Raw genomic sequence first — 19,584 nt, forward strand, 5'->3', positions numbered from 1 at the left:
TTACGCTGCTGAAAGTTTCAATGACAATTGATCTAGCCAAGGACTACGTAATGACTGTACTTTTCTTCCTAGCAACGCAAAGCCAAGCATCGTTCCCTCAGGAGAATAAAACGCAGCGGTCAATTCATCTGCCTGACTCTCGATATACCATTGTCCCAGCTCGTTCGGGGCAACCGGGAAAATAGTGAGTGGAAGAATCGGCGTTTTTACAATCACAGGAGTTGGCGTTAACGAGATTGACGCGACATCGCCTAGCAAGCTTTTCGCTACGGAAGGAATCATTTGATTAATCGGCGCAATATACGGCTGCCAACCTTGCTCGGTTTCAACACAGTCGCCTAGCGAGTAAATACTCTCATCACTCGTCTGGCCGAATTGATTCACTTTAATGCCGCGGCCCACTTCGAGCCCTGCTTGCTCAGCCAGCGATACATTTGGCTTGAGCCCAACCGCGCTTAGCACTAGGTCTGCTTCAATCTGCTTGCCACTGTTTAGATGCAAAACCGCGCTTGATTCGGACCTTGGCTCGATTCTGGCGATACTGTCTTGTAGAGCCCATTGCACACCTCGATCTGCAAGTGCGCTTTGTAATGATTCACCCAACTGTTGCGGGATCAAATGCTCCATTGGCCATTGACCCAACCCGATAACTGTTACTTCATAACCGCTTTCGATCAGGTCATTCGCGAACTCACAGCCAATTAAGCCATCACCTAGGATTGCGATGCGCTTTTTGTCTTGCAGCTCCGCTCTGAAACGCCGGTAATCAACTAAGTCGTTTACACTCATAACACAAGAGCGATCACCCTCAATTGGGATTTCAATCGGTGATGCACCTGTTGCCAGTACCAAGCGACTGTAGGCGTATTTACCGATGAAGGTATGTAGCGTTGAATTGGCACGATCGATATGTTCAACTCGGGTATGCGGGTAAACGCGGATATTGAGACGGCTTTCCCACTCCAACGCGCTTTCACTTTGTAGCGCGTCGCCGTCTTTATTCATGACCAGTGCATTAGACAAGGCAGGCTTGCTGTACAGTGCGCCATCATCAGCGGTAAAGACAGTGATCGGAACCGTTTCAGATTGCGCTCTAAGTGCCGCTGCCAACTGGTAACCACTGTGGCCACTACCGATGATAACAATAGGGTCAGCTGAAAATATAGGCTGAGTGACTTCAGATGGAAGTGGCTGAGTCGCATTTGGCTGAACAGACGATCCTACCGACACCGAAGACACTGCCGCGACCTCTTCTACTGGCTCATCGTCGGTGATTTCGATCATTTCAAAATCGGCCTTACCCACTAAACAGTCGGGGCATAACCAATCATCCGGCACATCTTCCCATGCTGTTCCTGGTGCAATGCCATCGGATGGCCAACCTTGTGCTTCATCATAGATTAAGCCGCAAATAATACAGAGCCACTTTCTCATCACTTTTACTCCAACTACCTTGTTCAGAATTTCCGTGTTTACAAACCACTGTCAGATTTGTAGCGATTCCATCAACCTCGCCCTAGCTTGTGGTCTGAAATCCAAGCCGGTGCGAGGTGATGAAAATCAAGTTACACGGTAGCTATACGTTGCTGTCTTGCTGCAAACGAATGGCAATATTGCGTGTCTGGACATAGCTATAAATCGCTTCTTGTCCTTTTTCTCGCCCAAAACCGGACAAGCCCACGCCACCAAATGGTGTTTCGATACCACCAGCAAACCATTCATTGATGAACACTTGCCCACCACGCAGTTGCTGCGCCACACGCAATGTTTGGTTTAGGCTTTCACCAAAGACACCAGCGACCAGGCCAAAATCGGTGCCATTCGCGATTTCGATTGCTTCTTGCTCAGTTTCAAACGGTGTAATTACCAGTACAGGGCCAAACACTTCTTCTTGAGCAATACGCATATCTGGTGAGGCTTCAATCACCGTTGGTGCCACAAAGTAACCCGATAAATCAGGTGCGTAGCCACCCGTTAGGATATTCGCGCCGTCGGCTTTTGCTTGCTCTATCATTTCAAGCACGCGTGCTTGTTGATCAGCAGATACCAACGGTGTGATGTCCGGCTGGCTTTCGCCTTGACCAATAGTTAGGCTTTTTGCCATTTCCACTACCACCGCTTTTACTTCTTCATAACGCTCTTTTTGAATCAGCAAACGAGACATTGCCGAACACACTTGACCAGCGTTAAAGAAAATACCGACCTGAACGCTTTTCAAAAGTGTTTCGAGGTTCGCATCTTTCAGCGCGATAGCAGCCGATTTACCACCCAGCTCCATCACCGATGGAGTAGCGCGTTGCGCTGAATCTTGCAGGATGCGTTGGCCGGTTGGAACGGAACCCGTAAAGACAATTTGATCGACATCTTGGTGCTGCACCAAATGACTGCCAACTACTGAGCCTTTGCCACATAGCAAGTTAATCGTGCCTTTTGGGAAGCCCGCTTTTTCAATCGCTTTAATCAACAACGTCATGGCAAGTGGGGAAATCTCTGGCGATTTGATCACCACTGCGTTACCTGCGGCTAATGCAGGTGCCAATGAGCGTGCACAAATAGAGACAGGGAAATTCCACGGCACAATCTGCACCGACACGCCAAACGGCACATATTGAGTGAAGTCGACATAGTCTTTACCCAACGGAATTGACGTGCCTTCCAGCTTGTCGGCCATGCCAGCGTAGTATTCGAAGTAACGTGCCGACTCTAAAAACTCATCTTTGGCATCTTGCAAAGATTTCCCATTTTCACGACAGGCAACTAACCCACCTTCATCAACCATTTCACGAATAGCTGCGGCGGCTTTTAACATCCACTCGGTTCTGACGGCTGGACGAACGTCCGAAAGAAGACCTTGCTTGACTACTCGACGTGCCGCTGCCATTGCGCGATCGGCATCGGTGATAGTGGCTTCTGCAACCGTCGCATACGCTTCGGCTGTGCCAGGGTTCATGACGGTCAGCGCTTGCTCTGAATCGCACCACTCACCATCAATATAATTAAGGTAATGCATCATATTACTGCTCCAGGGCCGCTTTCACTTGCTTTGCCAACCAGGTTTGGAAGAAATGCGTCGGAACATCCATTTCTGGTGAGAACACACCACCACCAAAGCCAGGTGAGTAACGACCTTCCTGCATGCCCTCGACCGCTCCAATATCTTCGCCGAATACGACTCGCCATGACTCAACGGTAGCAGTACGGCACGCAGCGAACTCATCTTTCGTTGCTTCATCACCCACATAGAAAACACGTAGGTGCTCAACACTCTTATTCGCAGTGATTGGTTCAATCATCATTGCAAAGGCATGATCGGCTTGAATACCAAGCAACACGTTTGGAAAGAGTGCAACGTATTCTGCATGACGCAGTTTATCTTCTGGCCAGCTTGGAAATTTAGGTAAGTGTGTTCCTGCTGTATCAGAAAGGTTGTACGCGAGACTACCTTGACCAGCAAAGCGCTCTGCAAACATGATGTTGTAGTGATCCTCTAGGCGAGAATAACTGTTCAAACTCGGATGCACCCAAGGTAAGTGGTAAGCTTCACAGTAGTTTTCTACGGCAAGCTTCCAGTTACTTTTCACTTCTATCTCTAAGTTGCCACCCATGTTCACGCGGCGAAGAAGCCCTAACCCATCTTCACCTAAGAATTGCTGCCAACGTTGCTCTAGCGGCGCGATATGCTCTTCAAAGCTTTCTGCATTGCCCGATAAGTTAACGAATACCATGTCCATCCAAACGGCTGAACGAAGTGGCTTAAGGCCGTGTTTTTCACACTTAAATCGATCATCTTTGTGTTTTGCGATACCACCGATGTGTGGTGTGCCTTTTAGATTGCCGTCAAGATCGTACGTCCATGAATGGTAAGGACAGCGAATCATGCCTTGAACTTCGCCTGCCTCATGCACCAGCTTCATACCACGATGACTACATACGTTGTGGAAGACTTGGACTTCACCTTGACGATTTCTCATCATGAGTAGTGGAAGATTCATGAAATCAAGTGGCATCACATAACCATTTTTAAGCAGGTCTGATGCAAAACCAATGCATACCCAAGTGTTACCAAACACCTGATCACGCTCAAAGGTAAAATACTCTTCGCTAGTGTAGGCCTGATTCGGCATTCCTGTTGCTTCACTGATTGGGTTCAGTACATTATCAACAAGTTCAACAGGAATAATGGTTTGGTTGACATTGCTCATATTCTTATCTCCGAGAGTCGAGTTGCATCCAGTGCGTACAACATCGTGTTGTGTTAGTGGAGATGATTTTGATTAACAACCCAGCAACAAACAAACGACTTTTTCGCCGGGTTTGGATGAGTTTTTGTCATTCATGCATTGATCTCAAACAACAAAATAACCTTTTAATTAACAAGGTTCTTCTTGTCATGATTAATACTCATTAACCGATGAGTATTAATCAGTTGAAACACAAAAGCCCTCTCTCTACTCTCTTTCAAAAATTAACAATAACGCAACAAACAATAACGCTAAAACAAAAGCACTGTGAGGGATGCCTATGAGAGCAACATCTGGGATATTGAAAGGACTCAATCCGACTGTGACTATCGCATCAAAGATCGTCGTTATCGGTTTTGTACTTTTCTGCGCCATTCTCGCCAACCAAGCGGGCCAATACTTCGAAACGATTTCCGGCATTTTGCTACAGAATATGAAGTGGTTTTACATCGGACTTGTTTCACTCGTTGTCGGTTTTCTTCTTTACCTTATGGTTAGTCGATATGGGCATATTCGTTTGAGTAAAGATGACGAAAAACCAGAGTTTAGTTATTTGTCTTGGGTATCCATGCTTTTTTCCGGAGGCATGGGGATAGGCTTAATTTTCTGGTCGGTCGCCGAACCGATGTGGCATTACGCTGACAACCCATTTACTCAAGGCCTGACCAATGAAGCCGCAACAACATCAATGAAACTGACATTCTTTCACTGGGGTCTACATCCTTGGTCTGTCTTTATTATTGTTGCACTCGCATTAGCCTACTTTTCCTACCGTAAAGATCTGCCTTTTACCCTACGCTCTATCTTGTACCCTTTGATTGGCGATCGTATTTATGGGCCTATCGGACACACGGTTGATATCCTAACAGTCGCGGTGACTGCTTTCGGTATCTCTCAAACCTTGGGGATGGGAGTTATCCAAATAAACTCTGGTTTGAATCAAGCCTTTGGTCTAGACATTAGTTTGGGGATTCAACTCTTTATTATCGTTTCCCTTTGTACTTGTGCGGTTGCGTCGGTGCTATCTGGTGTAGGGAAAGGTATTCGCCGTTTATCAGAATGGAACATGCTGCTTTCACTCGCACTCGTGCTGGTCGTACTTTATATTGGCCCAACTCGCTATATCTTAAATACGCTACTTGAAAGCACGGGGCTTTATGCACAAAACATTGTCGGTATGAGCTTATGGAGCGATGCACAGAATGACTCTGGCTGGCAAAACTGGTGGACGGCTTATTACTGGCCTTGGTGGATGACTTGGGCACCTTTCGTTGGCATGTTTGTAGCTCGTATTTCTAAAGGGCGCACAATACGTGAGCTTATCGGCGGTGCTCTCATCGTACCCACGCTGATCACGTTTTTATGGATTTCAGTATTTGGTGGCGCAGCGTTGAAGGTAGAGCAAGACGCTCGTGTTTCTCATCAAGAGCAAGTCACTGCGGCACAAGAAGCAAAACAAACACCACCTGCAGATTTTTCTGGCGGCCCGATTCTTGAAGCGACTAAAGCCGATACGACACGCGCTTTGTTTACGCTATTCGACAATCTAGATACAGGTATGTTTGGTAAACTACTTAGCGTACTTGCGTGTTTATTACTCGGTACTTATTTCATTACCTCCGCTGACTCAGGTACCTTAGTTCTATGTACCCTCGATGCCGCTGGACACAGTGAACCTCCCACGTCTATACGCGTATTATGGGGGATCATGATCGCCGCCATTGCGGGAGTGCTTCTATACGCAGGAGGGTTAAAAGCAATGCAAACGGCCTCCATTATTGCCGGTTTCCCTATCGCCATTTTTATCGCGGTGATGAGCTTAACGCTGTTCCATAGTATTCGACGCGAACCTAAGCCATGGGCAATGCTGCCTGAGCATGTTCACCCAGAGCAAGAGAAACTTGATGGTCCTGTTGAACCGCTTGTTGAAAGCAAAACAGTGGTTTCCGAGCCTATCGCTTCAACATCCTCACTAAAAGATGATTCCACACTTAATCAGGGACCAGTACTAAGTTAGTGCGTCGTTTCATCAATCAATTAAAAAAGCGGGAACTGATATTCCCGCTTTTTTAACATTACCAAACTCTGTTCTTTTCTCTGCTTATTGATTTAGGCTAAGCCTCGATCACCCACCTCATCTGGCAACTGATGCAAAAGCCATTCTCTAAAACGTTTGACGCTTGCTGGGATTAAACCTCTATTTTTAGGTTCAAGCATAGAAAAATTGGAAGGTGTTGAAAGAACGTGTTCGACTGGCCTAACCAAAGCACCGCTTTGTAAATAGTCGTCCACTAATGAGCCCCAAGCTAACGCGATGCCCTGACCATTAATTGCCGCTTGTAACAGCATTGGATAGTTATTGATGTTCATGCGATTACGAGGCGAAATATTTGGCAACCCCACACTTGCAAACCACTGCTCCCAATTCACCCAGTCTCTTTGAGACTCTTCCAGATAGAGTAACGTTTTATTGAAGATTTCTTCTGGCTCACTAGGCTGGCCGATTTTCTCTAAATAAAGCGGGCTACACACAGGGAAGACTTCTTCTGAAAATAGCGTTGTCACATCCATTTCCGCAGGTGGAGTGCGACAATAAAACAAGGCGATATCGCAATCTAATCGGCGTAAGTCCAACACATTATCTGAGGCCAAAATCCTTATATCGATGTCATCATGTTCATTTTGAAATTGAGCGACCTTAGGCAACAACCACAAAGCGGCCATTGCGTTTGTCGTCGCAACCGTGATCTTTTGTTCGCCCTGCCACTTCTTCACTTCACCCGTGATTTGAGCAATATCGAGCAAAGATTGGCTGACGGCTTGATAATATTGAAGACCTGTAGGCGTTAAGTTAATGCTTCGATTGGCTCTCGTGAACATAGCCTTGCCTAAGTATTCTTCTAATTGTCTAATTTGGCGACTGATAGCACCTTGGGTCACGTTTAGCTCGTCAGCGGCTAACGTAAAACTCAAGTGCCGCGCCGACGCTTCAAACGCAACGAGGCTATTTAAAGGTGGGAGGGGTTTGATTTTCATGTATCTTCCAGTAAGGCAGTATTGTAATTATTTTTATTCCCGGCAATCTTATGTTGCACGTGGATAATGCCATTCTGGACAACACCTCAAAAACGACAATTTATAAATGATAAAAAATAGAGATGAATCATAAATTGTTGTGAGAGAGGCAACCGTATACAGTTTCGTGGCTACAAAGAGCACAAAAAAGAGGAGCAGTTACTCCTCTTTTGCCTAGCCTTTTGGTCATTTTCTCCGAGTTAGCCCATTTACCCTATTGCCAGTTTAGTGCTCGCGTAACGCGCTTTTTTCTTTCTTGGGCTGGCTAAGAAGTACGCTAAAGTAAGAGGCCCTAATCGTCCCATAAACATCATGAAGATGATCACTAACTCACCCGGTTCGGACAAACTGCCCGTTAAGCCTCGCGACAAACCAACCGTACCCAGTGCCGAGACCGCTTCAAACATAATGTCTAACATAGACGCTTTCTCTGTCAGTAACAGCGTGAATATGGCAAACCAAGTCACACCCACCGAGATCAGAGTCAGCGCCAATGCCTTGCTGATGGTCTCTTTGGGAATCTCGCGTTGAAACGCATAGGTTGCTTCATCGCGACGCAAATAGCTGTAAGTTGCCAAGACTAACACCATAAATGTCACAACTTTAATGCCACTTGCCGTGCTCAATGATCCACCGCCAATAAACATCAACACTAGAATGATCGCCGTTGTGGCATCTTCCAACTGATCGATAGCTAAAGTATTGAACCCCGCCGTTCTTGGCGTCACCGCTTGAAACCACGATGCCCACCATTTCCCTGCTTCGCTCAAAGGAGCAAGCGTGTTGGGGTTGTCATATTCAATCAAGTAAATGGCGATAAGTGCCACCACGTTAATGATCACCGTGCCTAAGATCATCATTCGACTGTAAACGGTAAGTCGGTGCCAACGGCGATTGCGTTTTAAGTCAATCCAAACCGAGAAGCCTAAACCACCAATAATGAACAAACTGGTAATGGTGAAGTTAACGACCGGGTCGTCCACGTAAGGCATTAAGCTATCGGTACTCAACGCAAAACCTGCATTGTTAAACGCACTGATGGTGTAGAAGAAACCATGGAACAAACTGGTTTTCCAGCCCAGCTCTTCACTCCAATAAACGCTCAAAATAGTAAAACCAATAAGTTCAACGAGCAGAGCGAACATCAATACAGATTTAGCGGTGGCAATGAGTGTCGACGAGTCAGTTTGGTTAAATGCCTCTCTCGCGACGGCTCGCTCCAAAAAGCCAATTTTTCCGCCCAGAGCCAGCAAGGTCACGATGGCAAACGTCATTAAACCTAGGCCACCACATTGAATCAGGAAGGCAATAACCACTTGCCCAAAAGGCGTAAACGCCGTGCCCGTGTCTACCACAACTAATCCTGTCACCGTAATGGCCGATGTCGCAGTAAACAGGCTTTGAATCCAAGTGATGGGCTCAGTGGTGGCAATCGGCAGTTTGAGTAAAACTGTGCCAAGAATGATCAAGCACGCAAAGCTGAGGCTAAGTATCAGCGGCGGTGCGCCCAACAGTTTTTTGCCCGCTTTGGGTTTTCGCTCGATTGGGATAATAGAGGGATGCCACAAAACCATGTTACACTAACCTTGGAGCGACATATTTCAGCTCAGCGCGACTACCGCAAAGCAACAGCGTGTCGAACTCATTAAGCACAAAATCATCATTGATATTGGTGTAGACGGCTTCTTCGCGCTTCACCAATATCGGCTGAATGTTGTAACTGCCTCGGCTGATCAACTTAGAAAGCGGCGTATCGTGCAGATTGGATTTAACGTGGATTTCCACCACATACAAGCCATGCCCCATTTCTAAATAGTTGTTCACCATCGGATAGTTGAGTGCCTGCGCGACTCTTACGCCCATCTCCTCTTCAGGATGAATAATACGTTGTACACCAAGCTTAGACACGATGGTGTGGTGCGCTTTGGTGCTCGCTTTGACCCAAATGGATTTCACACCCAGATTTTTCAGCGCCAGAGTACACAACAAACTGGCTTGCATGTCTTCGCCAATCGCCACCAACACCACATCACTGTTCGCTAACGCTAACTCTCTGAGTGCACCTTCGTCTGTTGCGTCACATATGACCGCTTGCGTTAACTCTTCGACGTATTTTTCGACGATTTTCGGGTCGCTATCCACCCCCGTTACGGTGTGTCCAAGATGAATAAGTTCTAAGCTGGCGGCAACGCCAAATCGCCCTAGACCAATTACTGTAAAGTGAGCCATATCAATACCTAACTGTGTTTTATGTATAGAAAATGCTAATGCGTTAAGGGTTAGACTGATTTTCCGTCACGGAAAATCGGCAACACGAATCCTGTTCGAGTGCCGATAACCAGCACTAAACCTTGGCATTAACGTTGATTAAATTTGGAATTTAGTGGTGCTTGGACGTCTCAAGCACTAAACGATAACCCAGCCCCGGCTCGGTTTTTAATAGCCGCTGTTCGTCAGCACTATCGTTCAGTTTTTTGCGTAGTTGACTCACTAACACGCGTAAGTAGTGAGTATCTTCGACATGACTTTTTCCCCAAATTACCGATAGCAAATGAGTTTGCTCAATGAGTTTTCCCGGCTTGAGAATCAACTGTTCAATGAAGGAAAACTCTTTCTTGGTGAGTGGAATTTCCCTCTGATCCAACCAAAATTGGTGAGTACTTTTGATGATTTTGACTCGGCCAGCCACCAGCTCATCAGCGACGGTTTGCTCATCCACCAAATCTCGAACCAGCACTTTGATGCGCGCAATGAGCTCTTTTACGCCAAAAGGTTTGCTCAAGTAATCATTCGCGCCCGCTTCTAAAAGGCGAATTTTTTCCGCTTCTTGATCACGAGCTGTCAGCACTAACACTGGCGTTTTATACGTCTGACGAAGCGTAGTGAGGAACTCCGTCCCATCGCCGTCGGGCAAGCCTAAATCTAGCAGAATGACGTGCGGCGAATGCGCTTCGAAACATGCTTTGGCTTCTGCAATGGTACTCGCGCCAATGTAATCAAACCCTTCAGCAGACAGCGAAATTCGAATAAAGGTATGAATGCGAGGCTCATCGTCCACGACTAAAACTTTGTAACTCACGCCTGCTCTGCTCCTTGATTGAGTGGAAGTCGAATGCGGATCAGCGTCCCTTCTGATACTGGCATAGATTGAATATCTCCTTGGTGCGCGGTGATGATGCCTTTGGCAACCGCGAGTCCCATTCCGGTGCCCGAATCGGCCGATTTGTTGTTCGCGCCGGAATAGAAAAGGTTGAATATTTTTTCCGCATCTTCAGCTTTGATGCCAATCCCCATGTCCCGAACATCAATCACGCACGACGCCCCCTGCATAGAAAGTGAAACCTCAACAGGTTCATTCTCTGGTGAAAATCGCATGGCATTATCCAACACATTAAAAATCGCTTGTTCGATGAGCGAACGACTTACTGACAAATGACCAACGGAATCATCTATATTCATGGACACTTTCTCGGTGTAATTCGGCAAACGAGAAACCGCATCCCGAACAATATCTGCTATCGACTCGTCTTTTTTGGTAATTTTTAATGTACCGTGTTGGAGCTTAGTCGCCTGTAAGAGATTCTCGATATATTGATGCAAGCGGTGGCTTTCTGAAGTCGCACTGTCGAGCAATTCTTTACGCTCTAAGTCATTGAGCTTGGGCATGTACTCGTTGAGTGTGGTCAATGTTCCAATAATGGTTGCCAGCGGCGTGCGTAAGTCATGGGACACCGATAGCAGGATGCTGTTTTGCAGCTTGGTTTGTTTTAACTCGCCCTGCTGGCGACGATAAAGATCCGCAAAGGTGCTGGTGATAAATGCCACCACCATAAACACGACTAAATTAAAAATGTCTTCCGGACGAAACATCTGCAAAGAGTAATGAGGTGTCGTAAAAAAGAAGTTGAAGCTCAGCGCTTCGATCACCGCCGCCGCATAAGCGAATCGCGAGCTGTATTGAAACGCCACCACCACTACTGCTAGCTGCAAAATCAGCAGGACGGCAGCCGTAGAGCCAAACAGTTGGTCTAACAGCCATGAGGCCACAACCGCGCCAACAATCACGATGGCAGAAAAGAGAAATGTGTTATCTCGCCATTGAACAAACATAAAATACATCAACCAAAATTCGATGCAGAAACTTTAGCAAAAGCCCATTCGGAGTTCGCGTAAAAAAAGCGTAAAAAATTCAATAACGACAGTGAGTTATAAACATAATCATCATCAAGTTGGCCTAACTCAATGAATAATCACAAGTTAACGTTGCCCATTAACGCCTACTTACTCGGTATAAACGACAGACACAAAAAAGAGGAGCATTTGCTCCTCTTTCGTGTAGCGTCATATTAGATGACTTGCAGTTGAGCATCACCTTGCTCAGACAAAAAGCCGCCGGTTTGATGCTTCCACAACTGAGCGTAAACACCACCCAATTGCAGCAGCTCGTAATGCGAGCCTTGCTCAATGATTTTGCCGTCATCCATCACAATCAAACGATCCATCGCGGCAATCGTTGATAAACGGTGAGCAATCGCAATCACAGTTTTTCCTTCCATCAGAACTTCAAGGTTTTCTTGAATTGCCGATTCTACTTCTGAATCAAGTGCAGACGTTGCTTCATCCATGATCAAAATTGGCGCGTTTTTCAGCAGCACGCGAGCAATCGCCACACGTTGACGCTGACCACCAGACAGCTTCACACCGCGTTCACCCACTTCAACGTCATAGCCAACGTTACCTTGCTCGTCTCGTAGAGATTGAATGAAATCATGAGCATGTGCTTTCTCAGCAGCTGCGATAACGGCATCCATTGAAGCATCTGGATCACCGTAAAGAATGTTCTCTTTAATTGAGCGATGTAGCAAAGAGGTGTCTTGCGTGATCATACCAATGTGTTGGCGAAGCGACTCTTGTTCGACTTGAGAAATGTCCTGTCCATCAATACAAATTTTACCCGTATTTACGTCGTAAAAACGCAGCAACAGGTTAACCAACGTGGATTTGCCTGCCCCAGAACGACCGACAATACCGACTTTTTCGCCTGGTTTGATGGTCAGGTTCAAGTTCTCAAATACCGCCTTCTCGTCACTGTAGTTAAAACCTACGTTGTCGAAACAGATCTCTCCTTGCGAGATTTGCAGAGGCTTGGCATTTGGCACGTCTTTCACTTCAACGTCGTTTGAAATCGTATTGATGCCGTCCACTACCGTACCGATGTTTTCAAACAGTGCGCTAACTTCCCACATGATCCACTTCGACATTCCTTGTACGCGCAACGCAATACTAATGGCAATCGCAATAGCACCAATTGTTACAGCGTGATCTAGCCATAAATAAACCGAAATGGCACTGATAGACATCAGCAGTAAATAGTTGATGGCATCAACACTAAACAACAAACAAGTCACCATGCGCATTTGGCGGTAAACCGTCACCAAAAATTGCTTCATGCTGCTTTCTGCGTATTCCAACTCTCGTTGCGAGTGCGCGAATAGTTTTACGGTAGAAATGTTGGTGTAAGAATCGACAATGCGTCCAGTCATTACAGAGCGAGCATCCGCTTGCTCTGTCGCTACTTGTTTCATTTTAGGGATAAAGTAGAACTGGATAACCGCGTACATTCCTATCCAAATCACAATAGGCAACATCAGCAAACCATCGGCCTCGCCCATCATCCAAAGCATCGAAAGAAAATAAACGCTGATATAAACCAGTACATCCACCAACTTCATGACCGTTTCTCGTACCGCTAACGCACTTTGCATCACTTTGGTCGCAACTCGGCCTGCAAAGTCACGTTGGAAAAATCCAACCGCTTGTTTTAGCAAGTAACGGTGAATCAACCAACGGATAGACATCGGGTAGTTACCCAATAACGTTTGGTGCATCACCATTGAGTGGACAAAACCGAGAGCTGGCATCACAACCGCCACTAAGAACAGCATCATTAGCATGCGATCACCCTGATCTTGCCAGAATGTTGCGCGATCCTGATTAGAGAGAATATCGACGAGCTCACCCATATAACGCAACAGCGTCACCTCAGTAATGGCAATAAGCGCACTGAACACAGCCATGACAAGTAAAGGGGCTTCAAAGCCACGAGTGTAAAAGCGACAGAAGCCAAAAAGTGTCTTCGGTGGCTTTTCGGTTTCCATCTGGGGAAAGGGTTGGGTCAGTTTTTCAAACCAATTGAACATAACAACGACTTTAAGTACCGCGAATGAATTTGCGAACGTTTTACTATCTTTTGATACAAAAGTCAGTAAAATACCGAAACAAAAGTTCAAATGATAATAATTACAATTAAGCTTAGCGTTAATCATAATTGTCGGGAATATATTTATGACAAAGAATAACTTACTGGCCATCGCGATCCGTAACGCGTTGGTCTGTGCTTTGGCACCAACAGCAGCAGTGGTTGCATTCACAGCACAAGCTCAAGAAGACGTTGTACAAGATGACATTATTGCAATGGAGACCATTACGGTCACCGCGCAAGCACTTAAAGTAGAAACCCCTGCGGCAGAAACGCCGCGCAGCGTATCTATCATTTCTGAAGATGAACTTCGTGTTCGTGCACCGCAAAAATTGGACGAAGCATTACGCTACACATCTGGCGTAACCGCTCAGCCTTATGGCGCCGACAACGACACCGATTGGTTCAAAGTTCGCGGTTTTGATGCTGCGACTTACCTAAACGGCAACCGCCTATTCCGCGATGGTTACTACACATGGTTAGTCGAACCTTACGGCCTAGAAAGTGTAGAAATCGTTAAAGGCCCATCAGCTATTCTGTTTGGTGAATCGGCACCAGGCGGTATCGTGAATGCGGTGCAGAAAAAACCAACGTTTACGCCTCAAGGCGAAGTAAAAGTCGAAGTTGGCAACAACCAACACCAATCCGTAGGTTTTGACATTGCTGACGAAGCAAACGACGCAGGCACCGTGCGCTATCGTTTGGTTGGCTTGATGACAAGCCAAGACGGTGAACTGGACGGCACAAATAACGAGCGTTTCTACCTAGCGCCAAGTGTCGAGTTCGACATTTCTGACCGTACAATGCTGACCGTTTTGGCTACTTACCTTCGTGATGACGGTGTGCCAACCAACCCATTCTTCCCAGCAGCAGGCACTCTGATTGGTTCTAACTTTGGCAAAATCGATCCTTCGACTAACCTTGGTCAGCCAAACTACGATAAATACGAACGCACGCAGTTCTCTCTAGGTTACTTGCTAGAGCACGACATCAATGACACGTGGTCATTCTCTCAAAACCTCAACTACGGCTCCAATGAGTTGTACTTGCGCAGCTCTTACGCATTCTCAAACAACGATCCTGCAAAAGAAGAATTAGCGCAAGGCATCGTATTCCGTGACGGCAAAAACCAGAGCATCACATTCGACAATAACGCTGTCGGCAACTGGATGACAGACAACGCAGAGCACACGGTGCTTGTCGGTATGGATCTGCAATTCCACAAAACCGATGGCGACGAGCAGGACAACTACGCGTTTGGCACCATCAACCCGTGGAACCCAGTTTACGGCAACTTCACCCCTCTTGATCCTGCCAACAACGTGAAACGTGAGATTGAGAAATCTCAAGCAAGTGTCTACTCACAATACCAATTGAAACTGCATGAACAGTGGATTGGTAACATCGGTGCTCGTTACGACTGGGTGAAAACAGAAAACTCTGGCAAAGGCGCAGGCGTTGATCAAAACGAATCTCGTGATGATGGTCAGTTGTCTCTCAGCGCGGGTGTTATGTTCCTTGCAAACAATGGTCTGTCACCTTACGCAAACTACTCTCAGTCGTTTGAAGTGATCAGTACAATTGATACAGCAACCAATGAACTATACAAACCGCTAGAAGGCGAACAAGTAGAAGTAGGTGTGAAGTATGAGCCAGGCTTTATGGATGGCTTTATCAACCTTGCATGGTTCGACATTACGCAAAAGAACGCGTTGGTGACTAACCCTTCAACATGGATCGCGACACAAACGGGGGAAGTGACTTCTCAAGGTATTGAGCTTGAAAGCACGGCGCAGCTAACCGACGATCTAAAACTGATGGCAAGCTACACCTACACTAAAGCGAAAACAGATGAGAGTTTTGGCCAAGGTAAAAAACAAGCCGCACTTATTCCTGAACACCAAGCTTCAGCATGGGTAGACTACAGCGCCTACAGCCTGATTCCAGGCCTCAATATCGGTACTGGTGTGCGCTACGTAGGTGAGTCAAAAGATAACCCTAAGAGCTCGAACCTAACTGTTCCTTCAGTCACTCTTTGGGATGCGTCAGTCACTTACGACATCACTTCACAGTGGCAAGCACAGCTAAACGTTAACAACATTCTGGATAAAGAGTTTGTTTCAGGTTGCGATTACTGGTGTTACTACGGCCAGTCTCGCTCTGTCATGCTAAACGCAAACTACCGCTGGTAATTGAACTTTCTACTCCCCTCTCTTGAGGGGAGTTTTCTCCTAAGAGTCATCCATGTTTCAACTGTCTAATATTGAGATCGTTCGAGGTGGACGTCAGATCCTCGTCATCGACCAACTTAACATCCCAACGAATGAACTAACTGTCGTTTTGGGCCATAACGGTTCAGGCAAATCGACACTGGTGAACCTGCTTTCTGGTCAAATGTCACCAGATAAAGGCACGGTAGCATTAAACGACACTTCCCTTTCATCACTCAAAACCAAAGAGCTGGCAAAGCAGATCGCCTATTTGCCACAAAAGCTGCCCTCCTCGGCTGGTTTAACAGTAGAAGAGCTAGTGCGCTTAGGTCGCTTTCCGTGGCGTGGCGCACTTGGTCGCTGGAAACCTGAAGACAAACAGATCATCGCAGAAGCCATGGCTCTCACTGGCGTAGCTCCGTTTGCTCAAGCATTAGCGGACGATTTATCGGGCGGTGAGCGCCAACGCGCTTGGGTGTCTATGCTGTTGGCTCAACAATCACCGATTTTGATCCTAGACGAACCGACCTCCGCGCTCGATGTTCACCATCAATTTCAACTGATGGCGCTACTTGCAGAGCTAAATAGAACAGAGAACGTAGGCATTATCGTGATCCTTCACGATTTGAACTTAGCACTGCGCTACGCAACCCACATAGTTGCGCTCAAAAAAGGTCAAATTGCGTTCGAAGGCAACGCCGACATATTGCTAGATGAGGAGCGCCTTTCTGAGTTGTATGAATCACCGATTAAGCTCATTGATCATCCAACGCCAGCCAACACATTGGCGAGCCAAAAGGTGGCTGTTGTATGCGCATAATAGCTCGTTTACTTACTGTGGTTACACAATCTGCTTTTCTGTTGGCATTTTTTATGACTAATGCAAATGCAGTCATCACCGTTACCGATGAATATGGTGAGCATAGTTTTGAGCAAGCGCCACAACGCGTTGTTGCCTTAAACTGGGACATCTTAGAACAAGTTTTGGCGCTAAACGTAGAACCAATCGCAGCCCCAAATTTACCAGGCTACCGCCAATGGGTGGTTAATCCGTATGCACCAGAGTCAATTGAAGATATTGGAACCCGAGCAGAGCCCAACTTAGAAAAAATCGCCAGCTTGAAGCCAGATGTCATCCTTGCTGCGTCTCCACAGCAAGACTTGGTTCCGTTACTCAAACAAATTGCTCCGGTTATATATTTACCTAATTTTTCTGAAAATGAGGCTGCGGCCGAGACTGCTATTCGTCACTTTCGTACGCTCGGCAAGCTATTCAATAAAGAGGCACTTGCTGAACAGAAACTGGCAGAATTAGATGCTTCATTTGCGCAGATGCGCCAGCGAATTCGCCACTATTACTCTGAGCCACTCAGTGTTCTGGTGATGCGTTTTTCAACGCCGAATACGGTGTTTCTTGCAACCGAAAATTCCACCACAGACTACGTGGCCAGAAAGCTGGGATTACACGCTCCAATTAAAGAGGCTCCACGCGCGTGGGGCGTAAAGCAAGATCGGATTAATCGAATTCAAAACCTTCACAACAGCTACGTTCTCTACGTACAACCTTTCCCAGAAGAACGCAAACTGAAAGATTCGCCACTTTGGCAAGCGATGCCGTTTGTAAAGAAGCAGCGGGTAAATTCAGTCAGAGCAGTGTGGGCGTATGGCGGTGCTATGTCTTTGCAATACACCGCTGAAGCGATTACCGACAGTCTAATAGAGTTGGCACCAAAGCAATGAGAACGAAACATTATATTGGTTATCTGGCGCTGATTACGTTACTTAGCGTCTTTAGTCTACAAATTGACACTAATTTATCACTCTTCGAACAATGGCAATTATTAACAAAACCAGAGGTAGCGAGCGAATTTCGTGACGTATTTTTTACGCAAGCTCAGCTTCCTAGGTTAAGTATGACCCTGCTTGTTGGTGCCATGCTTGGTCTCACCGGCAGCTTAATGCAGCAATTAACGCAGAATAACCTCACCTCGCCGTTAACTCTTGGCACCTCTTCTGGTGCTTGGCTTGCATTAGTCGTGGTAAACATTTGGTTCGTCGATTGGGTAGCCGATTACTCTGCATTAGCCGCAATGGCGGGGGCTTTAGTGGCGTTTGGCCTGATCGTATCAATTGCTGGTGTGCGTAATATGACAGGTTTGCCGCTGGTCGTTTCGGGGATGGTGATTAATATCCTGCTCGGTTCTATCGCCACAGCCATCATTATTTTAAATGCTCAGTTTGCGCAAAATATTTTTATGTGGGGAGCAGGCGACCTCTCACAATACAGCTGGGATTGGTTTGAATGGTTGCTGCCACGCTCTGCTATTGCAATCGTCATTTTGATCGTCGCACCACGTATTCTGACTCTAATGAAACTAGGACAAGAAGGCGCAGCAGCGCGTGGGTTAGCAGTATTACCTGCTTTTGGCACGTTAATGGTGATGGGGATTTGGCTGGTATCAGCCTCAATCACCGCCATTGGGATCATCAGTTTCATCGGATTACTGACCCCCAATATTGCCAGAGCGATGGGGGCAAGAACGCCGCGCGACGAATTGATCAGCAGCATGCTAATGGGCGCAATGCTATTAATCATCACCGACTTTGCCGCCATCTCGCTAAGCTTATGGTTAGAGGAAACCATTCCTAGCGGCGTAGCGGCTGCAGCTATTGGCGCTCCCGCTTTAATTTGGTTTACTCGTAAAAAGCTGACGGCAACCGATCAACTTAACCTTTCAATGAGCCAAGGAAAAACGGCGCTTTCTAAACCCGCGGTATGCAGCATTGCGCTATTCAGTCTGGTTGGGATTCTAGCTTACTCATTCGTTACCCATGGTATAAACGGGATCCAATGGTCCGTGCCAGGGGAGTTTCAATGGCAATTGCGCTGGCCGCGAATGTTAACCGCACTTTCTGTCGGTATTGCTCTATCCGTTGCCGGAATCATTTTGCAACGCATTGTTTACAACCCTCTGGCCAGCCCAGATATTCTCGGTGTGTCTTCCGGAGCCACGTTTGCCATTATTACGACAGGAGTCATCGCTGGGTCACTTCTCTCCGCATTTAACTGGGGTATCGCTTTTTTCGGAAGTATGTCCGTATTGATGTTATTGCTGATTATCGGTAAACGAAGCCATTTTAATCCATCTAACTTCGTGTTGTCCGGCATCGCACTAACGGCACTGTTAGAAGCCCTCGTTCAATTTTCGCTAGCTCAAGGTTCTGGTGACAGTTACAAAATTTTATTGTGGCTAACTGGTTCAATTTATCGAGTCACAGCCGACACCGCACTGATGCTATGTTTGGCAATAATGGTTCTGCTTACCGCTGTATTCGCGATTTCTCGCTGGCTAACATTAATTTCCATCGGACGACAATTCTCAAATGCACGAGGACTTAACCCCACCGTAGCCAATACGCTAATGCTCACCATCGTTGCTTTATTATGCGCCTTTTCTACCGCTACAGTTGGTCCGATATCTTTTGTTGGCTTGGTCGCTCCCCATATGGCGATGATGTTAGGAGCAAGAAAAGTGAAAGAGCAACTAAGTGTCGGAGCCTTAATTGGTGCAACCCTAATGTTGTGGGCAGATTGGCTGGGACAAATCGCTATTTATCCAAGTCAGGTCGCAGCTGGCACATTGGTCGCTATTTTAGGCAGTACTTACTTTCTGTTTTTAATGCTGAAAAGTAAATTCAGCTAAGTATTCAGGGAATATAGTTAGAGCTGGAAATAACGTTAGAAAAACAAACCCCGCTATGTTTGATAGCGGGGTTTGTTTTAACTAGCGTACGACAC

Annotated in this window: 14 protein-coding genes and 1 pseudogene; 5 read left to right on the top strand and 10 right to left on the bottom strand. The window is 46.5% G+C overall.

What is annotated here, in order from left to right; all coding sequences use genetic code 11:
* The 4 genes and pseudogenes from L3V27_RS05960 to L3V27_RS05975 all read right to left on the bottom strand — a co-directional run bounded on the left by L3V27_RS05960 (position 1) and on the right by L3V27_RS05975 (position 4,202).
* Entirely contained in the window at positions 1-1,284 is a 1,284-nt protein-coding gene (locus L3V27_RS05960) for an FAD-dependent oxidoreductase (RefSeq protein WP_237311561.1), read from the bottom strand.
* Positions 1,273-1,434 (bottom strand): annotated as a pseudogene (locus L3V27_RS05965) (rubredoxin); the annotation flags it as partial. The gene L3V27_RS05960 and the pseudogene L3V27_RS05965, both read right to left, overlap by 12 nt.
* Positions 1,435-1,576: 142 nt before the next feature.
* Complete coding sequence (locus L3V27_RS05970) at positions 1,577-3,013, bottom strand: aldehyde dehydrogenase family protein (RefSeq protein WP_237311286.1); 1,437 nt, start codon at positions 3,011-3,013, stop codon at positions 1,577-1,579.
* A gap of 1 nt (position 3,014) precedes the next feature.
* Entirely contained in the window at positions 3,015-4,202 is a 1,188-nt protein-coding gene (locus L3V27_RS05975; RefSeq protein ID WP_005385883.1) for an aromatic ring-hydroxylating dioxygenase subunit alpha, read from the bottom strand.
* Between the two features lie 319 nt (positions 4,203-4,521).
* Here L3V27_RS05975 and L3V27_RS05980 point away from each other — a divergent pair, with 319 nt between their 5' ends.
* Positions 4,522-6,258, top strand: coding sequence for a BCCT family transporter (locus L3V27_RS05980; RefSeq protein WP_237311287.1), 1,737 nt, complete (start codon positions 4,522-4,524; stop codon positions 6,256-6,258).
* A gap of 92 nt (positions 6,259-6,350) precedes the next feature.
* On the opposite strand, the gene L3V27_RS05985 is transcribed toward L3V27_RS05980, so the two are convergent.
* The 6 genes from L3V27_RS05985 to L3V27_RS06010 all read right to left on the bottom strand — a co-directional run bounded on the left by L3V27_RS05985 (position 6,351) and on the right by L3V27_RS06010 (position 13,516).
* The gene (locus L3V27_RS05985) at positions 6,351-7,277 is read right to left on the bottom strand and encodes a LysR substrate-binding domain-containing protein (protein ID WP_005392445.1); all 927 of its coding nucleotides are present in this window, start codon (positions 7,275-7,277) and stop codon (positions 6,351-6,353) included.
* Positions 7,278-7,525: 248 nt separating this feature from the next.
* Complete coding sequence (locus L3V27_RS05990) at positions 7,526-8,890, bottom strand: TrkH family potassium uptake protein (RefSeq protein WP_017447290.1); 1,365 nt, start codon at positions 8,888-8,890, stop codon at positions 7,526-7,528.
* A gap of 1 nt (position 8,891) precedes the next feature.
* The gene (locus tag L3V27_RS05995) at positions 8,892-9,545 is read right to left on the bottom strand and encodes a TrkA family potassium uptake protein (protein ID WP_237311288.1); all 654 of its coding nucleotides are present in this window, start codon (positions 9,543-9,545) and stop codon (positions 8,892-8,894) included.
* 151 nt (positions 9,546-9,696) lie between these two features.
* A complete protein-coding gene (locus L3V27_RS06000) occupies positions 9,697-10,395 on the bottom strand; it encodes a response regulator transcription factor (RefSeq protein WP_237311289.1) in 699 nt (232 codons plus the stop codon).
* Positions 10,392-11,426 (bottom strand): ATP-binding protein, encoded by a 1,035-nt coding sequence (locus L3V27_RS06005; RefSeq protein ID WP_237311290.1) that lies wholly within the window; start codon positions 11,424-11,426, stop codon positions 10,392-10,394. Before L3V27_RS06005 ends, L3V27_RS06000 begins: the two co-directional genes overlap by 4 nt.
* Positions 11,427-11,662: 236 nt before the next feature.
* On the bottom strand, positions 11,663-13,516 hold the full coding sequence (locus L3V27_RS06010; protein WP_237311291.1) for an ABC transporter ATP-binding protein: 1,854 nt from the start codon (positions 13,514-13,516) through the stop codon (positions 11,663-11,665).
* 145 nt (positions 13,517-13,661) lie between these two features.
* Between L3V27_RS06010 and L3V27_RS06015 the strand changes: the two genes are divergently transcribed.
* From L3V27_RS06015 to fhuB, 4 genes are read left to right on the top strand one after another with little or no spacing between them, the layout of a single operon-like run.
* Positions 13,662-15,767, top strand: coding sequence for a TonB-dependent siderophore receptor (locus L3V27_RS06015; protein ID WP_237311292.1), 2,106 nt, complete (start codon positions 13,662-13,664; stop codon positions 15,765-15,767).
* Between the two features lie 52 nt (positions 15,768-15,819).
* Positions 15,820-16,605 (top strand): ABC transporter ATP-binding protein, encoded by a 786-nt coding sequence (locus L3V27_RS06020; protein WP_237311293.1) that lies wholly within the window; start codon positions 15,820-15,822, stop codon positions 16,603-16,605.
* A complete protein-coding gene (locus L3V27_RS06025; RefSeq protein WP_237311294.1) occupies positions 16,596-17,525 on the top strand; it encodes an iron-siderophore ABC transporter substrate-binding protein in 930 nt (309 codons plus the stop codon). Before L3V27_RS06020 ends, L3V27_RS06025 begins: the two co-directional genes overlap by 10 nt.
* Positions 17,522-19,489 carry a Fe(3+)-hydroxamate ABC transporter permease FhuB gene (gene fhuB / locus L3V27_RS06030; RefSeq protein WP_237311296.1) on the top strand — a complete coding sequence of 656 codons (1,968 nt, stop codon included), beginning with the start codon at positions 17,522-17,524 and terminating at the stop codon, positions 19,487-19,489. The genes L3V27_RS06025 and fhuB overlap by 4 nt, the downstream gene beginning before the upstream one ends.
* Positions 19,490-19,584 lie beyond the last annotated feature (95 nt).

It is taken from the genome of Vibrio sp. J2-3(2022) (assembly GCF_021725735.1).
GTDB lineage: Bacteria > Pseudomonadota > Gammaproteobacteria > Enterobacterales > Vibrionaceae > Vibrio > Vibrio diabolicus.

Excerpts from the sequence above, each read along its gene's own strand:
- L3V27_RS05960 (WP_237311561.1), bottom strand. The coding sequence starts at position 1,284 with ATGATCGAAATCACCGACGATGAGCCAGTAGAAGAGGTCGCGGCAGTG.
- L3V27_RS05970 (WP_237311286.1), bottom strand. The coding sequence starts at position 3,013 with ATGATGCATTACCTTAATTATATTGATGGTGAGTGGTGCGATTCAGAG.
- L3V27_RS05975 (WP_005385883.1), bottom strand. The coding sequence starts at position 4,202 with ATGAGCAATGTCAACCAAACCATTATTCCTGTTGAACTTGTTGATAAT.
- L3V27_RS05980 (WP_237311287.1), top strand. The coding sequence starts at position 4,522 with ATGAGAGCAACATCTGGGATATTGAAAGGACTCAATCCGACTGTGACT.
- L3V27_RS05985 (WP_005392445.1), bottom strand. The coding sequence starts at position 7,277 with ATGAAAATCAAACCCCTCCCACCTTTAAATAGCCTCGTTGCGTTTGAA.
- L3V27_RS05990 (WP_017447290.1), bottom strand. The coding sequence starts at position 8,890 with ATGGTTTTGTGGCATCCCTCTATTATCCCAATCGAGCGAAAACCCAAA.
- L3V27_RS05995 (WP_237311288.1), bottom strand. The coding sequence starts at position 9,545 with ATGGCTCACTTTACAGTAATTGGTCTAGGGCGATTTGGCGTTGCCGCC.
- L3V27_RS06005 (WP_237311290.1), bottom strand. The coding sequence starts at position 11,426 with ATGTTTGTTCAATGGCGAGATAACACATTTCTCTTTTCTGCCATCGTG.
- L3V27_RS06010 (WP_237311291.1), bottom strand. The coding sequence starts at position 13,516 with ATGTTCAATTGGTTTGAAAAACTGACCCAACCCTTTCCCCAGATGGAA.
- L3V27_RS06015 (WP_237311292.1), top strand. The coding sequence starts at position 13,662 with ATGACAAAGAATAACTTACTGGCCATCGCGATCCGTAACGCGTTGGTC.
- L3V27_RS06020 (WP_237311293.1), top strand. The coding sequence starts at position 15,820 with ATGTTTCAACTGTCTAATATTGAGATCGTTCGAGGTGGACGTCAGATC.
- L3V27_RS06025 (WP_237311294.1), top strand. The coding sequence starts at position 16,596 with ATGCGCATAATAGCTCGTTTACTTACTGTGGTTACACAATCTGCTTTT.
- fhuB (WP_237311296.1), top strand. The coding sequence starts at position 17,522 with ATGAGAACGAAACATTATATTGGTTATCTGGCGCTGATTACGTTACTT.